Genomic DNA, 16202 nt, shown 5'->3' on the forward strand with positions numbered 1-16202 from the left:
AAACCATCATGTCCCGTGAAAGAGATCAATGCCGCCACCCGTTTTCCGATTTGCACCAAGCCCGAACGGCTACCTCCATCTCGGTCACGCCTATTCGGCGCTGCTGAATTTCGACCTCGCGCGTCGAGCCGGCGGCCGGTTCCTCCTGCGGATCGAGGACATCGACGCGACCAGGTGCCGGCCCAAATTCGAGGCGGCGATCTACGAGGACCTCGCTTGGCTGGGGATTCGCTGGGAAACGCCGGTGCGGCGGCAATCGGAGCATTTTGCCCGCTATCGGGAGGTGGTCGAAAGGTTGGCAGGCCTGGGCCTGATCTATCCGAGCTTCGAGAGCCGCGCGGAAATCGCCCGTCTGGTTGCGCAGCGCGAGGCCTGCGCGCCCTGGCCACGCGATCCCGACGGCGCGCCGCTCTATCCGGGAACAGCAAAATTGCTGTCGCCGGACCAACGCCGGCAGTTGATCGCGCAAGGCGCGCCTTACGCGCTGCGGCTCGATATGCAGGCCGCGCTCGCGCGCACGAAGGAACTGGCCTGGCACGAGGATGGCGCAGGTCCCGGCGGCGAGAGCGGCGTCGTGCGCGCTCAGCCCGAAGCCTGGGGCGACGTCATCCTGGCGCGCAAGGAGACGCCAACCAGCTATCATCTGTCCGTTGTGATCGACGACGCCCTGCAGGGCGTGACCGACGTGGTGCGGGGCAGGGACCTGTTCTGGTCGACGAGCGTGCACCTGCTGTTGCAGCAACTGCTCGGCATCCCGCAACCGGTCTATCGGCATCACCGGCTCATTGAAGATACGTCGGGACACAAGCTCTCGAAATCGACGCAAGCCACGGCGTTGCGCGAATTGCGCCGGCAAGGCGCCACGCCTGCGGACATTCGCGGCCTCGTCGGCCTGCCCGACGACTTCCGCAATACTACTGGGGGTTGTTGAAAACGTCTCCGTGACATCGGCCGCCATCGCGTGTCATGCTGGTTGCGGCAGAGGAAGGGGGAACATGGCGGCGAAGCGGCGCTCACGGCGCATCACACGACCAGTCAAGAAGCGGCCAGCGAAAAAGCGCGTATCCAGGGCCGCGGCAAAAGTGCGCGGTATCCGCAAATCCGCCGTTGCCGTCTCCGGCATGGTCGAGACCGCGCTGGCGGCGTTTGCGCACGAGGTCCGCACGCCGCTTACAGGCATTCTGGCGATCAGCAATCTGCTCGCGACCTCCGATCTCGACGAGCGCGAACGGCGCTGGGTCGACACCATCAAGGCGGGGGCGGAACATCTGGCTAGTCTTGCGACCCTGTTCGTCGATGCGGCGCGCAGCGGCGGTCCCGGGCTCGAGGTGCGGCGGGATTTCTTCGACCTGCGCACGCTCGCCCGCAATGCCGGCGATTCGTTGACCGGGCGTGCGGCGGCCAAGGGCCTACAATCGTCGGTCGTCATTTCCGAAAAACTCCCTGCATTTGCGATCGGCGATCCCGTCCGCCTGCGCGCCGCGGTGGAGAACCTGATCGACAACGCCGTGAAATTCACCGAACAAGGCAGCGTCGCCCTCCAGGTTGCGCCCCTGCGCAGCCCGAAAGGCAAGGTCGCCGTTGCATTCGAGGTCTCCGACAGCGGGATCGGCCTCACGCTGGGCGAGGTCAAACGGCTGTTCCGGCCGTTTTCGCAGGCCAATGTCTCCATTGCATCGCGCTTCGGCGGCGCCGGTCTCGGATTGTCGTCGGTCAAGCAACTGGCGCGCGCCATGGGCGGCGACGTCACCGTGACGCAACGCCGTGGCGGCGGCGCCACCTTTACCTTCAATGTCGTGATGTCATCGGCAAATGACGCGGTAACGGCGGCGTCCGGCGCCGATGGCGAGGTGTCGATCAGTTCACAGCGATCGTTGCGCCTGCTCAGTGTCGAGGACAATCCGTTCGGCCGCGTCGTGCTCAACGCGATCCTGACCGAACTCGGTCACCAGGCCGAGTTCATCGGCCAGGGCGAGGCGGCGCCCGAGCGGCTTGCGCAGGGCGCATTCGATGCGGTGCTGATGGACATGATCCTGCCCGGCATCAACGGCGTCGAGGCGATCAGGCGCATTCGTGCGCTTCAGTCGCCGCTCGGGCGGATTCCGATTATCGGCATATCCGGCCGCAGCGAGGACGAGGCGGCATCACGCGCCGCCGGCGCCGATATCTTTCTGGTCAAGCCTGTGTCTCCGCGCGCCCTCGCGACTGCGCTGCATGAAGCGACATCCCCTTCGGCAAATGCGACTTCATGATGGCCGCATTCAGTTCGCCGCCGTAAACGAAAATCGCCGCAATGAAATACAGAAACACCAGCGCGATGATGACCGAGGCAAGCCCCGCATACATCGTTACGTAGTTGCTGGCGAAGCGCGCCAGATACTGGCCGAAAACGATGCCCGAGATCAGCGACGCCACCATTGTAAAGACGATGCCCGGGAGGATCTGCAGAAAGCTTCGCCGGCCGCAGGGCAGCCAGGCATGCAGGACGAACAGCGCCACAATCATCGCCGTGATCGTGATGCCGTAGCGGGCGAAAAACAGAAAGTTTTCGTTGTTCTCGACGAAGAACGGAATGTGGCGGCGCGCCGTTTCCAGGATCAGCGGGCCGAGCACGATCAGGAACGCCATGGCGAGCGACGTAAAGGCGGCGACCAGGGTATAGCCGATCGATTCCAGCCGCAGCCAGTACCACGCCCGCGGTTCGACCACCGAATAGGCGCGGTTCAGCGCGACCCGCAGCGCCTCGACGCCGTTGGAGGCGAAATAGACCGCCAGCACCGCGCCGACGGTCAGGATGTCGCCCCGCGTCGTGGTCAGCACATCGTGGATTTCGCCTGACAGCGCGTCCGCGACCTGTTGCGGCCAGGTCTGCATCAACAGCCCCACCGCGCCGTCGGCGAGCTCCTTGGAGCCGAAAAAGCCGGCCAGCGACGTCAGCACGATCAGGAACGGGAACAGCGCCATCAGCGTCGACAGCGCGATGTGGCTCGCGATCGCCCAGCCGTCATCGGCGAGGAACGTATAGAACGCCTCCATCACGACGAGGTAGACGTAGCGAATGAGCCTCACATCTCACCTCGGCCAGGGTACGGAGGTCCGGTCCTAAACTTGGGCCAGCTTCTGATAATATTGGATTAAAGGCCAGATCGTCGAGCGGTTGCGCGAGATTGTGTGAGGGATTGTGAACGTGTGGAAGTCGGCGCTTGCCGGTGTTATGTAGCGCCTATGGCATCCTTTCTGAGTTCGATCGTCCTTCCGATCGCGGTTGCGGCCGTGGCTATCGTGCTGCTGCTCGGCCTCGTCAACATGATGCGGGGCGGCTCGCCGAACCGCTCGCAGAACCTGATGCGGCTTCGGGTGCTGCTGCAATTCATCGCCATCATCATCGTGATGGTCACGGTCTGGGCGATGGGAAAATAAGGGCAGGAAAAGGGAAGCGCCAATGGTCGTACTCAACCGCATCTACACCAGGACCGGCGATGACGGCACCACGGCGCTCGGCAACGGCGAACGCCGCCCCAAATACGATCTGCGCATCGCGGCCTATGGCACGGTGGATGAAACCAACGCCGCGATCGGCGTGGTGCGGCTGCACCTCGGCGAGGCGCGCGAACTCGACGCGATGCTGGGCCGGATCCAGAACGATTTGTTCGATCTTGGCGCCGACCTCGCGGTGCCCCAGCGCGACGGCAAGGCCGAGCGCCTGCGGATGCTGTCGAGCCAGGTCGAACGGCTCGAACGCGACATCGACAGCCTGAACGAGCATCTTGCGCCGCTGACCTCATTCGTCCTGCCGGGCGGCACCCCGGCTGCCGCATACCTGCATCTCGCCCGCACCATATGCCGCAGGGCGGAACGGATCATGGTGGAACTCGCCGCCAACCCCAAGGAGCCGGTCAGCGAGGCCGCCATTCAATATATGAACCGGCTGTCGGATTTTCTGTTCGTCGCCAGCCGCGCCATGAACGATAATGGGGCCGGAGACGTGTTGTGGGTGCCGGGTCAGAACCGTTAAGGTAGGCCTTATCCGGGGCTGATTTTTGGCTTTCGCGCGTTGACCGCCGATAGCGGGACCTTTAGGTTCCGCGCCCAAGCCATAACGAGCTAATACCAAGCCAATTAAACCCAGAATTCAAGCGAAAGAGGATCGATGAAGGTTCTTGTGCCGGTAAAGCGGGTGGTCGATTACAACGTCAAGGTCCGCGTCAAGAGCGACGGAACCGGCGTGGAACTGGCCAACGTGAAGATGTCGATGAATCCGTTCGACGAAATCGCCGTCGAGGAAGCGCTGCGCCTGAAGGAAGCCGGCAAGGCGACCGAAGTGGTGGTGGTGTCGATCGGCCCGGCGCAGGCCTCGGAGACGATCCGGACCGGTCTGGCCATGGGCGCCGACCGCGGCATCCTCGTCAAGGCCGAAGGCAATGTGGAGCCCTTGGCGGTCGCCAAGATTCTGAAAGCCGTGGCGGAAGCGGAAAAGCCCGGCCTGATCATTCTCGGCAAGCAGGCGATCGACGACGATTCGAACCAGACCGGCCAGATGCTGGCTGCCCTGCTCGGATGGTCGCAGGCGACCTTCGCCTCCAAGCTCGAAGTCGAAGACGCCGACTTCAAGGTTACCCGCGAGGTCGACGGCGGCCTGCAGACCGTGAAACTGAAGGGACCGGCGATCGTCACCACCGATTTGCGGCTGAACGAGCCGCGCTATGCCTCGCTGCCCAACATCATGAAGGCGAAGAAGAAGCCGATCGACGACAAGAGCGCGTCCGACTACGGCGTCGATCTCACACCGCATCTCGAAGTGCTGAAGACCGCGGAACCGCCGGGCCGCAAGGGCGGCGTCAAGGTCAAGGACGTCGCTGAGCTGGTAACGAAACTCAAGACCGAAGCCGGGGTTCTCTGATGACGACGCTATTGATTGCCGAACACGACAACGCGTCGATCAAGGACGCGACCAACAAGACGTTGACGGCAGCGGCTGCGCTCGGCGCCGATGTCCACGTGCTGGTCGCCGGCGAGAACGCCAAGGCGGCGGCCGATGCCGCAGCCAAGCTTGCCGGCGTCACGAAGGTGCTGCTCGCCGACAACGCCGCCTATGCCCACGATCTCGCCGAGCCGCTGGCCGCGCTGATCGTGTCGCTGGCGCCTTCCTACGACGCCTTCGTCGCGCCCGCGACCTCGCGCTTCAAGAACGTGATGCCGCGCGTCGCAGCCCTGCTCGACGTGATGCAGGTGTCCGAGATCATCAAGGTGGTTTCATCAGACACGTTCGAGCGGCCGATCTATGCCGGCAACGCGATCCAGACGGTGAAGTCCAAGGACGCCAAAAAGGTCATCACGGTGCGGACCTCGACCTTTGCCGCGGCGGGTGACGGCGGCAGTGCGCCGGTGGAGAACGCCACGGCTGCGGCCGATCCGGGCCTATCCAGCTTCGTCGGTGAGGAAGTGGCAAAAAGCGACCGTCCGGAACTGACGTCGGCCAAGATCATCGTCTCGGGCGGCCGCGCCATGCAGAGCCGCGAGAACTTTGCCAAATATATCGAGCCGCTCGCCGACAAGCTGGGTGCGGGCGTCGGCGCCTCTCGCGCCGCGGTCGATGCCGGCTATGCGCCCAACGACTGGCAGGTCGGCCAGACCGGCAAGGTAGTGGCCCCGGAACTATATGTCGCCATCGGTATCTCCGGCGCGATCCAGCATCTCGCCGGCATGAAGGATTCCAAGGTGATCGTTGCGATCAACAAGGATGAAGACGCGCCGATCTTCCAGGTTGCCGATTATGGCCTGGTGGCGGACCTCTATCAGGCGGTTCCTGAACTGACCGAAGCGCTCGGCAAGCTCGGAAAGTAACCACAGCGATAAACGACGGCCGGATGCGCAACATCCGGCCGGTGTTTTATGCTAGAGCGTTTTCAAGCGAAGTGGATTTTGGCCTTCGCGTGAAGAAAACGTGCCAAAGACCAGGACCAGGGGATGAACAGGCGCGATGTGCGCGCCGTTCCGGTGGATGACAAGATGGCGGTGACAATCAAGAAGGTCGGCGTGATCGGCTCGGGTCAGATGGGCAACGGGATTGCGCATGTGGCGGCGCTCGCCGGCTTCGACGTGGTGCTCAACGATCTGTCCGATGAACGGCTGAAGTCGGCGATGGCGACCATCAACGGCCATCTGTCGCGCCAGGTCGCCAAGCAGACTATTACCGAGGACGCGCGCAAAAAGGCGCTCGGCCGCATTACCACCACCGAGACGCTGGATGGTTTGGCGGACTGCGATCTCGTGATCGAGACCGCGGTCGAAAAGGAAGAGGTCAAGCGCAAGATCTTTCACGAGCTCTGCGTGGTGCTGAAGCCGGAAGCGATCGTCGCTACCAACTCCTCATCGATCTCGATCACGCGGCTCGCCGCCTCGACCGACCGTCCCGAGCGCTTCATCGGCATTCATTTCATGAATCCGGTGCCGGCGATGGAACTGGTCGAACTGATCCGCGGCATCGCCACCGACGATTCCACCTTCGAAACGGCAAAGGAATTTGTCGGCAAGGTCGGCAAGCAGATCGCGGTATCGGAGGATTTTCCGGCCTTCATCGTCAACCGCATCCTGCTGCCGATGATCAACGAGGCGATCTACACGCTCTATGAGGGCGTCGGGAACGTCGAGGCGATCGACGCCGCCATGAAGCTCGGCGCGCATCACCCGATGGGGCCTTTGGAACTCGCCGATTTCATCGGTCTCGATACGTGTCTTTCGATCATGCAGGTGCTGCATGAGGGGCTGGCGGATTCGAAATACCGGCCGTGCCCGCTGCTCGTGAAATACGTCGAGGCCGGCTGGCTCGGCCGCAAGACGCAGCGCGGCTTCTACGACTACCGCGGTGACAAGCCGGTCCCGACGCGCTGATTTTCCGTCATTGCCGGGCTTGACCCGGCAATCCATCTTTTTTGAAAACGCTCCTTGGGAAGCGCGATGGATGCGCGGGTCAAGCCCGCGCATGACGTCCGAGGGTTGTGGCTGCCGGTTTTTTTCCGATCCGGCCTATCTCCAGAATTCGTTAACCGGTGCCTGGGTAGGGTGCCCTCAGGCTTGAGGAGTGCTGCGTATGGATATGATGGCGATGGTTTCGAGCATGCTCGCGATGAAGGCGGCGGGCACGCAGCAGCAGATCCAGACCTCGATCATCAAACAGAACGCGGATGCCGAGAAGGCCGCGGTCCAGACGCTGCTGGGCGCGCCCTCGACGGCCAATCTCGCCCCCGGCGTTGGCGGCAACCTCAATATTGCGGCCTGAAATTCCCGTACAGGGGTTGTGCAAGGGCACGCTTTCGCTTTGCCCACCCGATCCTATCGCTGAACTGCTAAGACCCCGCCTTCATCGGCTCCATCGCCGCCTTGATCAGCTTGATCGCGTCCTCGCTGGCCCATTCGGCGGGGCCGGCCAGGTTGGCGATCTCGCAGCCCTGGCGGTCGACCAGCACCGAGGTCGGCATGCCCAGGGCCTTGCCTATGCTCTTAAGATCCTGAAAAACCTTGGCTTTTGAGTCAGCGAAATAGCTGAGCCGGGTCAGATTGGCCTCTTTGAGGAAGTTTCGGGGCTTATCGGGGTCGCGGGTGTCGATATTAACGGCGACCACCTCGAAATCCTTGCCCCCGAGCTTGGCCTGCAGGCTGTCGAGCGCCGGCATTTCCTTGCGACAGGGCACGCACCAGGTGGCCCAGAGATTCACCAGCACCGTCTTGCCACGCCATTCCGAGAGCTTTCGGGGCTTGCCCTCGGCGTCCTCAAAAGCGAGGTCGGGCAGCCGCAAGGGCGCCGTCGCCATGGTCAGCGCGGCCACCTCGCCATGCGCCAGCGGCGCGATCTTGCGGGCCAGCTCGACGGCGCCCGCACAGGTCGGATCGCCGCCCGTGCCGCGCTTGAAGCCACCGAGCCCGTAAAACGCGCCTAATCCGATCACGCCCGCGGCCGCCACCGCGCCAATGGCGAGCGGGATCCGGCGCGTCGCGGCCGGGCGGGGCGGGGAAATTTCGGGCATATCGTTTGTCATCCAGTATCAGATACGGCTATGCAGGGCCCAAGGTTACGGTCGAGTTACGGCCGAAACCGGCACGGCGTTTCGCAGCCGGTTCGACGATTTAGATGGCAGGGCCAGGGAAGTCATGAGCAACAAGATGTGGGGCGGCCGGTTCACCGAGCGTCCCGATGCGATCATGGAGGAAATCAACGTCTCGATCGACGTCGATCGTCACATGTATGCCCAGGACATCGCCGCGTCCAAGGCCCACGCCGCGATGCTGGCCACGCAAGGCATTATCACCGCTGTTGATGCGAAAAATATCGGCAAGGGTCTAGACACGATTTTGTCAGAAATCGGCAAGGGCTCCTTCGACTTCAAGCGCGCGCTCGAAGACATCCATATGAATGTCGAGAGCCGGCTTTCCGAACTGATCGGGCCGGCCGCGGGACGGCTGCACACCGCACGCTCCCGCAACGACCAGGTCGCGACCGATTTCCGGCTCTATGTCCGCGATACGATCGACGTAACAGATGCGGCGCTGGCCGCGTTCCAGCATGCGCTGGCTGCCCGCGCGCTCGAACATGCCGCGACCGTGATGCCGGGCTTCACCCATCTGCAGACCGCGCAGCCCGTCACCTTCGGCCATCATCTGCTCGCCTATGTCGAGATGGCCGCGCGCGACCGCGGCCGTTTTGCCGATGCGCGCAAGCGGCTGAACGAATCGCCGCTGGGCGCTGCGGCGCTGGCCGGAACCTCGTTTCCGATCGACCGGGCCGCCACCGCAAAAACGCTCGGCTTCGACCGGCCGATGGCCAATTCGCTGGACGCGGTCTCGGATCGCGACTTCGTGCTCGAAACGCTCTCGGCGGCCTCGATCGCGGCCGTGCACATGTCGCGGTTTGCCGAGGAAATCGTGATCTGGACCTCGCCGCTGGTCGGCCTCGTGCGGCTCAGTGACAAGTTCACCACCGGCTCCTCGATCATGCCCCAGAAGCGCAACCCCGACGCGGCCGAACTGGTGCGCGCCAAGACCGGCCGGGTGATCGGCGCACTCAACGGTCTCCTGATCGTAATGAAGGGGCTGCCGCTCGCTTATCAAAAGGACATGCAGGAGGACAAACAGGGCGCGATGGAGGCGTTTTCCGCGCTGTCGCTCGCGATCCGGGCGATGACCGGCATGGTCATCGATCTGGTGCCGGACGAAGCGCGGATGAAGGCGGCCGCCGGCGAGGGCTACGCCACCGCTACCGACCTGGCCGACTGGCTGGTGCGGACGCTGAAAATGCCGTTCCGCGATGCCCACCATGTCACCGGGCGAATCGTCGGCCTCGCGTCGAAGCAGGGCGTGGCGCTGCACGAACTGCCGCTCAAGGCGATGCAGGAGGTCGAGCCCGAGATCACGGCGGACGCGCTGCGCGTGCTGTCGGTGGAGGCTTCCGTCAAGAGCCGGACCAGCTATGGCGGCACCGCACCGAAGAACGTGCTGTCGCAGGCCAAGGCCTGGCTGAAGCGGCTGGAAAAAGAGCAAAAATTGGGCTGAGGAAAGAATTTCGCTGCAATTGCTTAGGTTTTTCTTGGGTTTCCGTGGCCGATCGGCACTCGCCAGACCAAGGCAATCTTTGTATGGTGCGGCGCGCATTGGGGATTTCGTCGTGATCAGTAACTACCGCCCGTCATCGTCGGGATGGGCCATCATCCTGTTGAGCGTGACCGCGCTCGCGCTCGGGGGCTGCGGACGCAAGGCCGGGCTCGATTTGCCGCCGAACGCGGCCGCGCAGGCGCAACCCACGTCGGATACCGAGGCCGATCGCGCGGCGCAGCCCGGCGTGTTCAACTCGACCTATGGGTCTGAAGCGGCGCCCAGCGCGCCCAAGGGCGGCAAGAAGAAATTCGTTCTCGATCCGCTGCTGGACTAGAGTCTTGTTTTGACGCGTTTTCTTGACGCGAACCGGTGTCCACTTCGCTCGAAAACGCTGTGAGCGCGCCATGAATCACTTCGACTATCGCAACGGCGTGCTGCACGCCGAGGCCGTCAACTTGTCCGAACTCGCGGACGCCATCGGCACGCCGTTCTACTGCTATTCGACCGCGACGCTGGAGCGCCACTACCGCGTCTTTACCGAGGCCTTTGCCGGCGAGAAGACGCTGGTCTGCTACGCCATGAAGGCGAATTCCAACCAGTCGGTGCTGCGCACGCTGGCCAAGCTCGGCGCCGGGGCCGACGTGGTGTCGGGCGGCGAGTTGAAGCGCGCGCTGGCCGCGGGGATTCCGCCGAGCAAGATTCTTTTCTCGGGCGTCGGCAAGACCGAGCCCGAACTACGCGCGGCGCTGGCCGCCGACATTCTCTGCATCAACGTCGAGTCCGAACCCGAACTGGAATTGCTGTCGAAGCTCGCGGTCGAGACCGGCAAGACCGCGCGGATTTCATTGCGGGTCAATCCGGACGTCGATGCCGGCACCCATGCCAAGATCGCCACCGGCAAGTCCGAAAACAAGTTCGGCATCCCCATCGAGCGGGCGCGCGAGGTCTATGCCCTCGCGGCGAAGCTGCCGGGCATCGAGGTAACCGGCACCGACATGCATATCGGCAGCCAGATCACTGATCTAAGCAAGATGGAAACCGCGTTCCGGATTCTTTCCGATTTTGTGCAGACGCTGCGCGCCGACGGCCACACCATCGAGCATATCGATTTCGGCGGCGGGCTCGGCATTCCCTATCACGCCGACCGCGAAGCGCCGCCGCTGCCGTCCGCCTATGCCGCCATGGTCAAGCGGGTGACGCATAATCTCGGCTGCACGCTGACGTTCGAGCCCGGACGGATGATCGTCGGCAATGCCGGCATCCTCGTCTCGCGCGTGATCTATGTGAAGCCGGGCGAGGCCAAGAACTTCGTCATCATCGACGCCGCGATGAACGACCTGATCCGCCCCACGCTATACGAAGCCCATCACGACATTCTCCCCGTGCGCGAGGCCGCCAGGGGCGTGCGAACCATCACCGCCGACGTCGTCGGGCCCGTGTGCGAAACCGGCGACTATCTCGCGCTCGACCGCAACCTGCCCGAGCCCAAGGCCGGCGATCTGCTGGCGATCATGACCGCCGGCGCCTATGGCGCGGTGCAGTCCGGTTTCTACAATACGCGCGCGCTGGTGCCGGAAGTCCTCGTCAAGGACGACCGGTACGCCGTGGTCCGCCCGCGCATCGAGGTCGAGGATTTGATCGCGATGGACAAGCCGGCGCCGTGGCTGTGACTCCGTAGGATGGGCGGAGCGAAGCGATACCGCCCGGCTTGAGATCGCCGAAATAGCGAGCTTCAGCCGTACGCCCGACGCGAGACGGCGATTGCGGGACTTTCCGTTCCCTGGATTGCTTAGGGTCCCATCGAGCCTGGAACCATGTCACACAGTCGGGTTCCATACAGACATCGGCTCGAATCAGATTTTTATTTCGGCGCATGCTGGGACACCATGCGGATGGGCATGCCCGGCAGAGGACAAGGACGGCCCCAACGGTTGATGCCTGGCCCGAAGCTGGGGGCATCCTTCTAATGTGCCGCACGGCGGCGTCGGGCACACAGATTAAGCGCGCTCAACTGCGGCGCGTTCGTATGGCAAAATCCCAACAGGAGGGAGTTGATTTGATGATGCTCGAAACAATTCTGGCATTGTTGGGCCTCGCGACTTGTGCGCTGGTCCTCGTCTCATTCTGGGGCTCCGACCTCTTCGGAAGCCGCACGCGGAAGCGGAGTTAATAGCGCGTCCGGTAAGCAGCCAGGGCGTGGGCTGCGAAGATTGCGAGGCTGAATAGTGCTGGAATCGCCGCAGAGGCGGCGATCATGGCTGCGCTTCCTGCTGGCCTGTTTCGGCGAGATAATTGCCGCACGACTGCATCCAAGTCAGATCGAAGATGAATTGCATTTTGGCCGTCCCACATGCGCTGTTTTGGTGACGACAAGGATACCCGGCCGCTTGTTTCAGGACGTTTTCGTCCGCTCAGGGAAACGGTTTTGTCCTGGAAAAACACGCCGCCGGTATCGCAATACACGTCCCGGCGGCGCTTGATCCAAACTGGGCCACTGAAATGCCCAGCCAGCCTATCAAGAGCAATGCCTGTGCCACGTCCGTCTACGAACCGGGAGCTTTCGCCTCGCCAAGCTGCGCGTTCGTTGTTTACGCTCCAATGAGTCGGATCCGATGAAACTTGGGCAGGGGAGTCGCCATGGGGACAACAAGCCATACTGCTGCGCCCACGGCAGCTCTTGCTCTCGGACTCTTCTTCACACCACCGGCTTCCATCGCCACTGATGCGATCATCAGCACGGTCGCGCCGCTCGTCGCGGTCGCCATCGGCAATCTCGGCTTCATGTCGCCTGCATTGGCTGAGCCGGCCGCACTTACGAAAAAACAATCGGACGCGCTCAATACATACAATAATTCACGAAGCAATTTTGAGCAGGTCCTGGGTCAGCGGCGCGCGCAGATCAATTCGAATCAACCGATACCGAACTTGCCGGGACAGGCGCTCTATCTTGCACGCAACAACATGATGAGCGCGTACAAAGACCTCACCGACGCGCTTCCGTCCAGAATAGGCGGACCCAACAAATACGGAATCCCTCCGGCGTACTTTAGCGCCGACAATGAGCCGCTGCTCGACGAGTACAGGAGACTCTTCGACCTCATGCAGGCGCCGCCGGCCAACGCGCAAAGGTCAGATACGCCATTCAAGGACGTTGTCGATCTGGGCACGGCCATTGCGCGAGCCCGGGGTCTTGATGCGACCAATGCCGAAGCAGCAGGCCGCATCAGCCTGGGGCTGTTCTTTGCCGAGACAAACGGCAATCAAAACATCGGGAATGCGCGCTCGAATAAATACAAGGGCAGTTTGCAAACAGGCGTACCCGAAGATCAAAATGGACGAAAGAAATGGGCAGCGATAAAAAAGTCGATAGCAGATCGTGATCCTGCACTGAACGCTCGCGACGACAACGAAGAGGCGCGGGTCGGCAATCTGGATCATCGGTTCAACCACTGGACCGCCGTGCGCGATGGCCTCATGAACGCGCACGCGGATGTTTTCCCGCAAGTACCGGCGATCGTGAAAACGCTGCCCGATCCGATCGATCAGATGAAGCTCTTTGAGCTCATCCAGATTATTCCGAGCCCGACAAGATCCGCACTCCAGTCACGCAACCTGGTCGACTATCGAATTTCCGACCCGAAGGTCATGGCGTATCTGCGAAACAACAGCATTTTCACCTTTGGACAGGCCGACAGGGCCAGGACGTCTGCGACCTTCCGCGAAATTCTTGATGCGATGTGGCTCTTCAACGACAAGTTTGAACGCGCGCTTGCCAAATTCGAGGAGATCAAAAGCAGTCAAAAGGTTGAAGCTGGCAGGCCGGGTTCGGATGCGAGGTGAGGCCGTCACCCCGCCATCAGAGCGGACCGAGCATGGCCCATCTGGGCTCGCAAAATTCCTTCACGGCCGCGGTGACGCCGCTGCTGATGATGTCCCGCCGCTCAGGCGAACTCATCTTGAGTTCTTCGTCCCGGTTGATGATCGAGCCAGCTTCCAGCAGGACGGCAGCCATCCGGGTCTTTCTCAGCACGATGAGTTCATCGTAGCGATAGACGCCGGTTTCCTTGTTCAGCAGCGGACGCTGGTGCCGGCCCATGATGGCCTGGGTATACTGCGTGGCATACTCAAGGCCCTGCGCCTTCATTTCCTTGCCGATCAGTTCGGCGAACGAGAGGCTCGTCTTGAAATCCGGATTGTTGCGGGAGACGAAGACGGAATAACCGCTGAAGCGGTCGCTGAAGTGGCTTTTCTTTCCCCCGAATTCCCAGTCCTCGAGGAATTTGTCGGGCACGGAGTCATGGTGGATCGACAGGAGGAGATCCGCGGGCAGATTGTTGGCGGCAGCGACGCGTTTGACGAGGCTGCGCCTGGCCTTGCCCTCGGTCAGGAGCAATTTGGTCTGAGCAAAGCCTTCGGCCTTCAACTTCTCCTCGATCCGCTTCGCAAGGCGCAGATTGAAGACAAACTCGGAGACGTTGCGGGCGCTGATTGCGCCTTCCGATTCGGCGGTATGTCCCACGTCCAGAACGATGCGGAACTTCGTGGGATCGCAACGGGCTGCGACCGGTTTCAAAGCGGCAGGGCTCAAGTGGACCGGACCCAGCGCGGCAAGCTTTACGGTGTGGCGCTTTGGCGCGGCGGCAGGCTTCGCCAAAGTGGCCGGCTTGCGCGACGTGACGTGCTTCGGCGATTTGGCCTGTTTTGCCGATTTGGCCGGCTTTGACGAGCTTTTGAAGACATCCGACAGCCAGCCGGCATCGCTGACCTCGATCGGCAGGAGCGCCATTGCCGCCAAAGCGCCGATGATGGTGCGGCGGCGGGGGCAAGCGATTCTGCCGAGAACACAAATGAACTCGCGGCGCTTCATGCCTGCCCCTCCCGAAGGGCATCATAGCAGTAGAGATCGCGATACCGGAAGGGGGCGGTGACGCCGATTTCAGGTCATCGGGTGCCTGGGTGCAGCCTCGGGGTGCCGCGCAAAGAACGGGCTCATCAGGTAGAAAGAAGAACGGGCTCACCAGGTGAAAAAGGAACTCCCGAAAGGCGAGCGCCCGAAAGGCTGGCTGCGTGGGTATGCGTAGCGGAAGTCGCTCCCCGGACTGCGCCGCCGCCGCTTGATGCCGCCTTGCGGCTCGCCGCTCAACAGCACCACGAATTCCGTTCCCTTGCCGGTTTCCGAACTCAGCGCCTCGTCCGTGACGATCAGCGAGGATCGCGGCGCAATGCCTGCGATGCGATTCAATGCGTCCTGCGGAATGGCGATGCGGTCGAGCGCGGCCTTTGCGCTGCCCGGGTCCGTCGGTACCGGCTCAATGTCGCGACCGCTGCTCCCGCGCGCGCGGTCTTTTGACTCAGCCGTGTCGCCCGGCGCGCCTCCGCCGCGCAATGAGACGACGCTCCATCGCAAGTTGGCGTCGTCGGTCGTGCGCTCGATCGCGGTGAAGACGTGCGTGCCGATCGGACGATCGGGGTCTGCAATCGTGACCGGACTTTCAAAGACCGGCTCAAATGCCTGCCGGACATAAAGCCGCTGGGTCTTGCGGCTGATCAACACCGATACCGGCAGGAGTTCGCGCGCGACCTGACGGGCCGCCTCGGCTGCCGCGGCCCGCTCGGTCTCCGCTGCGGCGGCGGCTTCGCGCGCAGACGTGACGGCATCGAGCTTCAGTTGCAGATCCGCTTTGGCGGCGTCCCATTGCGCCTGCAGCTCGGCGAGCCTGGCAGCCGCCTGCACCTTGGCGCCCTCAGCCTGCTCCTTTGTCTCCGCCGAGACGGCAGAGCCAAGTGCCGTCTCGGCGGCCGCCAATTGCGCTTCGGCTTTGAGCTTCAGATTTTCCGCCGTGCGCACCGGCGCCGTGGCCCGCGTGGCCTCACGAGAGGCGGTAACCGCGGCGAGTCTCACCTTGACCGCATTCTTCGCCGCCTCTTGCGCCTCTGCGGTACGGGCGGCGGCGAGGGCGGCGGCACCGGGCTTCGCTTGGAACAGCAGCGGATGGGCAATCTCAACAGGCGCCACATCGCCTGGCGCCACGATCACCCGCATGCCCATCGCGGTCGCGCCGAACAGGCGTTCGGCGAAGTCGAAGGGCAGCCGGATACAGCCATGGGACGCCGGACGCCCCGGCAGGACGCCGCCATGGAGCGCGATGCCCGACCAGGTGATGCGCTGCATGTGCGGCATGAAGGCGTCGTCATACAGGTTCGAGTAGTGCTCCTCGACTTTCTGGATGACGCTGAAGATGCCGGCGGGCGTCTCGCGTCCCTTGGTGCCGCTCGAGACCGGCGCGCGCAGGATCCATCCCCTGGAATCGTAGACGGTGATCCGCTGGCTGCGGAGCGAAACGATCGCCATGGTCGGCTCACCGGCGCTGCGCGACTGAATGGACTCGATCGGGCGTTCGCCCGGACCGCTTCTGGCGGCGGCACCGTCTGCCGCCGCGATCAGCACGGCCAGAGCCGAAACGGCAAGATAGGCGGGCAGCAGCCGCTTCTGCTTGCACTCCGGAATTACGCAACGAGACGTCATGCGCGTCCCAACTGATCGATCAGATCAACGCCAGTTTGTACTCAAGTATATTCAGAACGTAACGCCATTCGGTCGGACTTGCCAATCT

General features: G+C 62.9%; 16 protein-coding genes. 12 read left to right on the top strand and 4 right to left on the bottom strand.

The annotated features are described in order from the left end of the window. Positions 1-28 precede the first annotated feature (28 nt). Both gluQRS and V1293_RS28490 read left to right on the top strand, forming a co-directional pair. Complete coding sequence (gene gluQRS, locus V1293_RS28485; protein WP_334514127.1) at positions 29-931, top strand: tRNA glutamyl-Q(34) synthetase GluQRS; 903 nt, start codon at positions 29-31, stop codon at positions 929-931. 64 nt (positions 932-995) lie between these two features. After that, positions 996-2252: an ATP-binding protein gene (locus V1293_RS28490; RefSeq protein ID WP_334514129.1), complete on the top strand. Its 1257-nt coding sequence runs from the start codon at positions 996-998 to the stop codon at positions 2250-2252. Here the strand turns inward: V1293_RS28490 and V1293_RS28495 are convergent. Further along, a complete protein-coding gene (locus tag V1293_RS28495) occupies positions 2176-3036 on the bottom strand; it encodes a YihY/virulence factor BrkB family protein (protein ID WP_442894379.1) in 861 nt (286 codons plus the stop codon). The genes V1293_RS28490 and V1293_RS28495 overlap by 77 nt on opposite strands. Before the next feature lie 189 nt (positions 3037-3225). Here V1293_RS28495 and V1293_RS28500 point away from each other — a divergent pair, with 189 nt between their 5' ends. From V1293_RS28500 to V1293_RS28525, 6 genes are all read left to right on the top strand, one after another. After that, positions 3226-3420 (top strand): twin transmembrane helix small protein, encoded by a 195-nt coding sequence (locus tag V1293_RS28500; protein WP_334514132.1) that lies wholly within the window; start codon positions 3226-3228, stop codon positions 3418-3420. A 22-nt stretch (positions 3421-3442) separates the two neighbouring features. Then, positions 3443-4015 carry a cob(I)yrinic acid a,c-diamide adenosyltransferase gene (locus V1293_RS28505; protein WP_334514133.1) on the top strand — a complete coding sequence of 191 codons (573 nt, stop codon included), beginning with the start codon at positions 3443-3445 and terminating at the stop codon, positions 4013-4015. 135 nt (positions 4016-4150) lie between these two features. Then, positions 4151-4900 (top strand): electron transfer flavoprotein subunit beta/FixA family protein, encoded by a 750-nt coding sequence (locus V1293_RS28510; RefSeq protein WP_334514134.1) that lies wholly within the window; start codon positions 4151-4153, stop codon positions 4898-4900. Continuing rightward, the gene (locus tag V1293_RS28515; protein ID WP_334514136.1) at positions 4900-5844 is read left to right on the top strand and encodes an electron transfer flavoprotein subunit alpha/FixB family protein; all 945 of its coding nucleotides are present in this window, start codon (positions 4900-4902) and stop codon (positions 5842-5844) included. Before V1293_RS28510 ends, V1293_RS28515 begins: the two co-directional genes overlap by 1 nt. Before the next feature lie 165 nt (positions 5845-6009). Beyond that, positions 6010-6891, top strand: coding sequence for a 3-hydroxybutyryl-CoA dehydrogenase (locus tag V1293_RS28520; RefSeq protein WP_334516958.1), 882 nt, complete (start codon positions 6010-6012; stop codon positions 6889-6891). A gap of 199 nt (positions 6892-7090) precedes the next feature. Further along, entirely contained in the window at positions 7091-7279 is a 189-nt protein-coding gene (locus V1293_RS28525; RefSeq protein ID WP_334514138.1) for a putative motility protein, read from the top strand. 67 nt (positions 7280-7346) lie between these two features. On the opposite strand, the gene tlpA is transcribed toward V1293_RS28525, so the two are convergent. Next, on the bottom strand, positions 7347-8024 hold the full coding sequence (gene tlpA / locus V1293_RS28530) for a thiol:disulfide interchange protein TlpA (RefSeq protein ID WP_442894297.1): 678 nt from the start codon (positions 8022-8024) through the stop codon (positions 7347-7349). A gap of 124 nt (positions 8025-8148) precedes the next feature. Here tlpA and argH point away from each other — a divergent pair, with 124 nt between their 5' ends. From argH to V1293_RS28550, 4 genes are all read left to right on the top strand, one after another. After that, entirely contained in the window at positions 8149-9546 is a 1398-nt protein-coding gene (gene argH / locus V1293_RS28535) for an argininosuccinate lyase (protein WP_334514140.1), read from the top strand. Between the two features lie 112 nt (positions 9547-9658). Next, complete coding sequence (gene lptM / locus V1293_RS28540) at positions 9659-9922, top strand: LPS translocon maturation chaperone LptM (RefSeq protein WP_334514141.1); 264 nt, start codon at positions 9659-9661, stop codon at positions 9920-9922. A gap of 70 nt (positions 9923-9992) precedes the next feature. Beyond that, the gene (gene lysA, locus V1293_RS28545; protein WP_334514143.1) at positions 9993-11258 is read left to right on the top strand and encodes a diaminopimelate decarboxylase; all 1266 of its coding nucleotides are present in this window, start codon (positions 9993-9995) and stop codon (positions 11256-11258) included. A gap of 967 nt (positions 11259-12225) precedes the next feature. Next, positions 12226-13428, top strand: a complete 1203-nt coding sequence (locus V1293_RS28550; protein ID WP_442894298.1) for a hypothetical protein — start codon at positions 12226-12228, stop codon at positions 13426-13428. Positions 13429-13444: 16 nt separating this feature from the next. Here V1293_RS28550 and V1293_RS28555 read toward each other — a convergent pair whose 3' ends face one another. Together V1293_RS28555 and V1293_RS28560 are read right to left on the bottom strand one after the other, a co-directional pair. Beyond that, positions 13445-14455, bottom strand: coding sequence for an N-acetylmuramoyl-L-alanine amidase family protein (locus tag V1293_RS28555; RefSeq protein WP_334514145.1), 1011 nt, complete (start codon positions 14453-14455; stop codon positions 13445-13447). A 147-nt stretch (positions 14456-14602) separates the two neighbouring features. Continuing rightward, entirely contained in the window at positions 14603-16114 is a 1512-nt protein-coding gene (locus V1293_RS28560; protein ID WP_334514147.1) for a L,D-transpeptidase family protein, read from the bottom strand. Positions 16115-16202 lie beyond the last annotated feature (88 nt).

Source organism: Bradyrhizobium sp. AZCC 1693 (assembly GCF_036924745.1).
Taxonomy (GTDB): domain Bacteria; phylum Pseudomonadota; class Alphaproteobacteria; order Rhizobiales; family Xanthobacteraceae; genus Bradyrhizobium.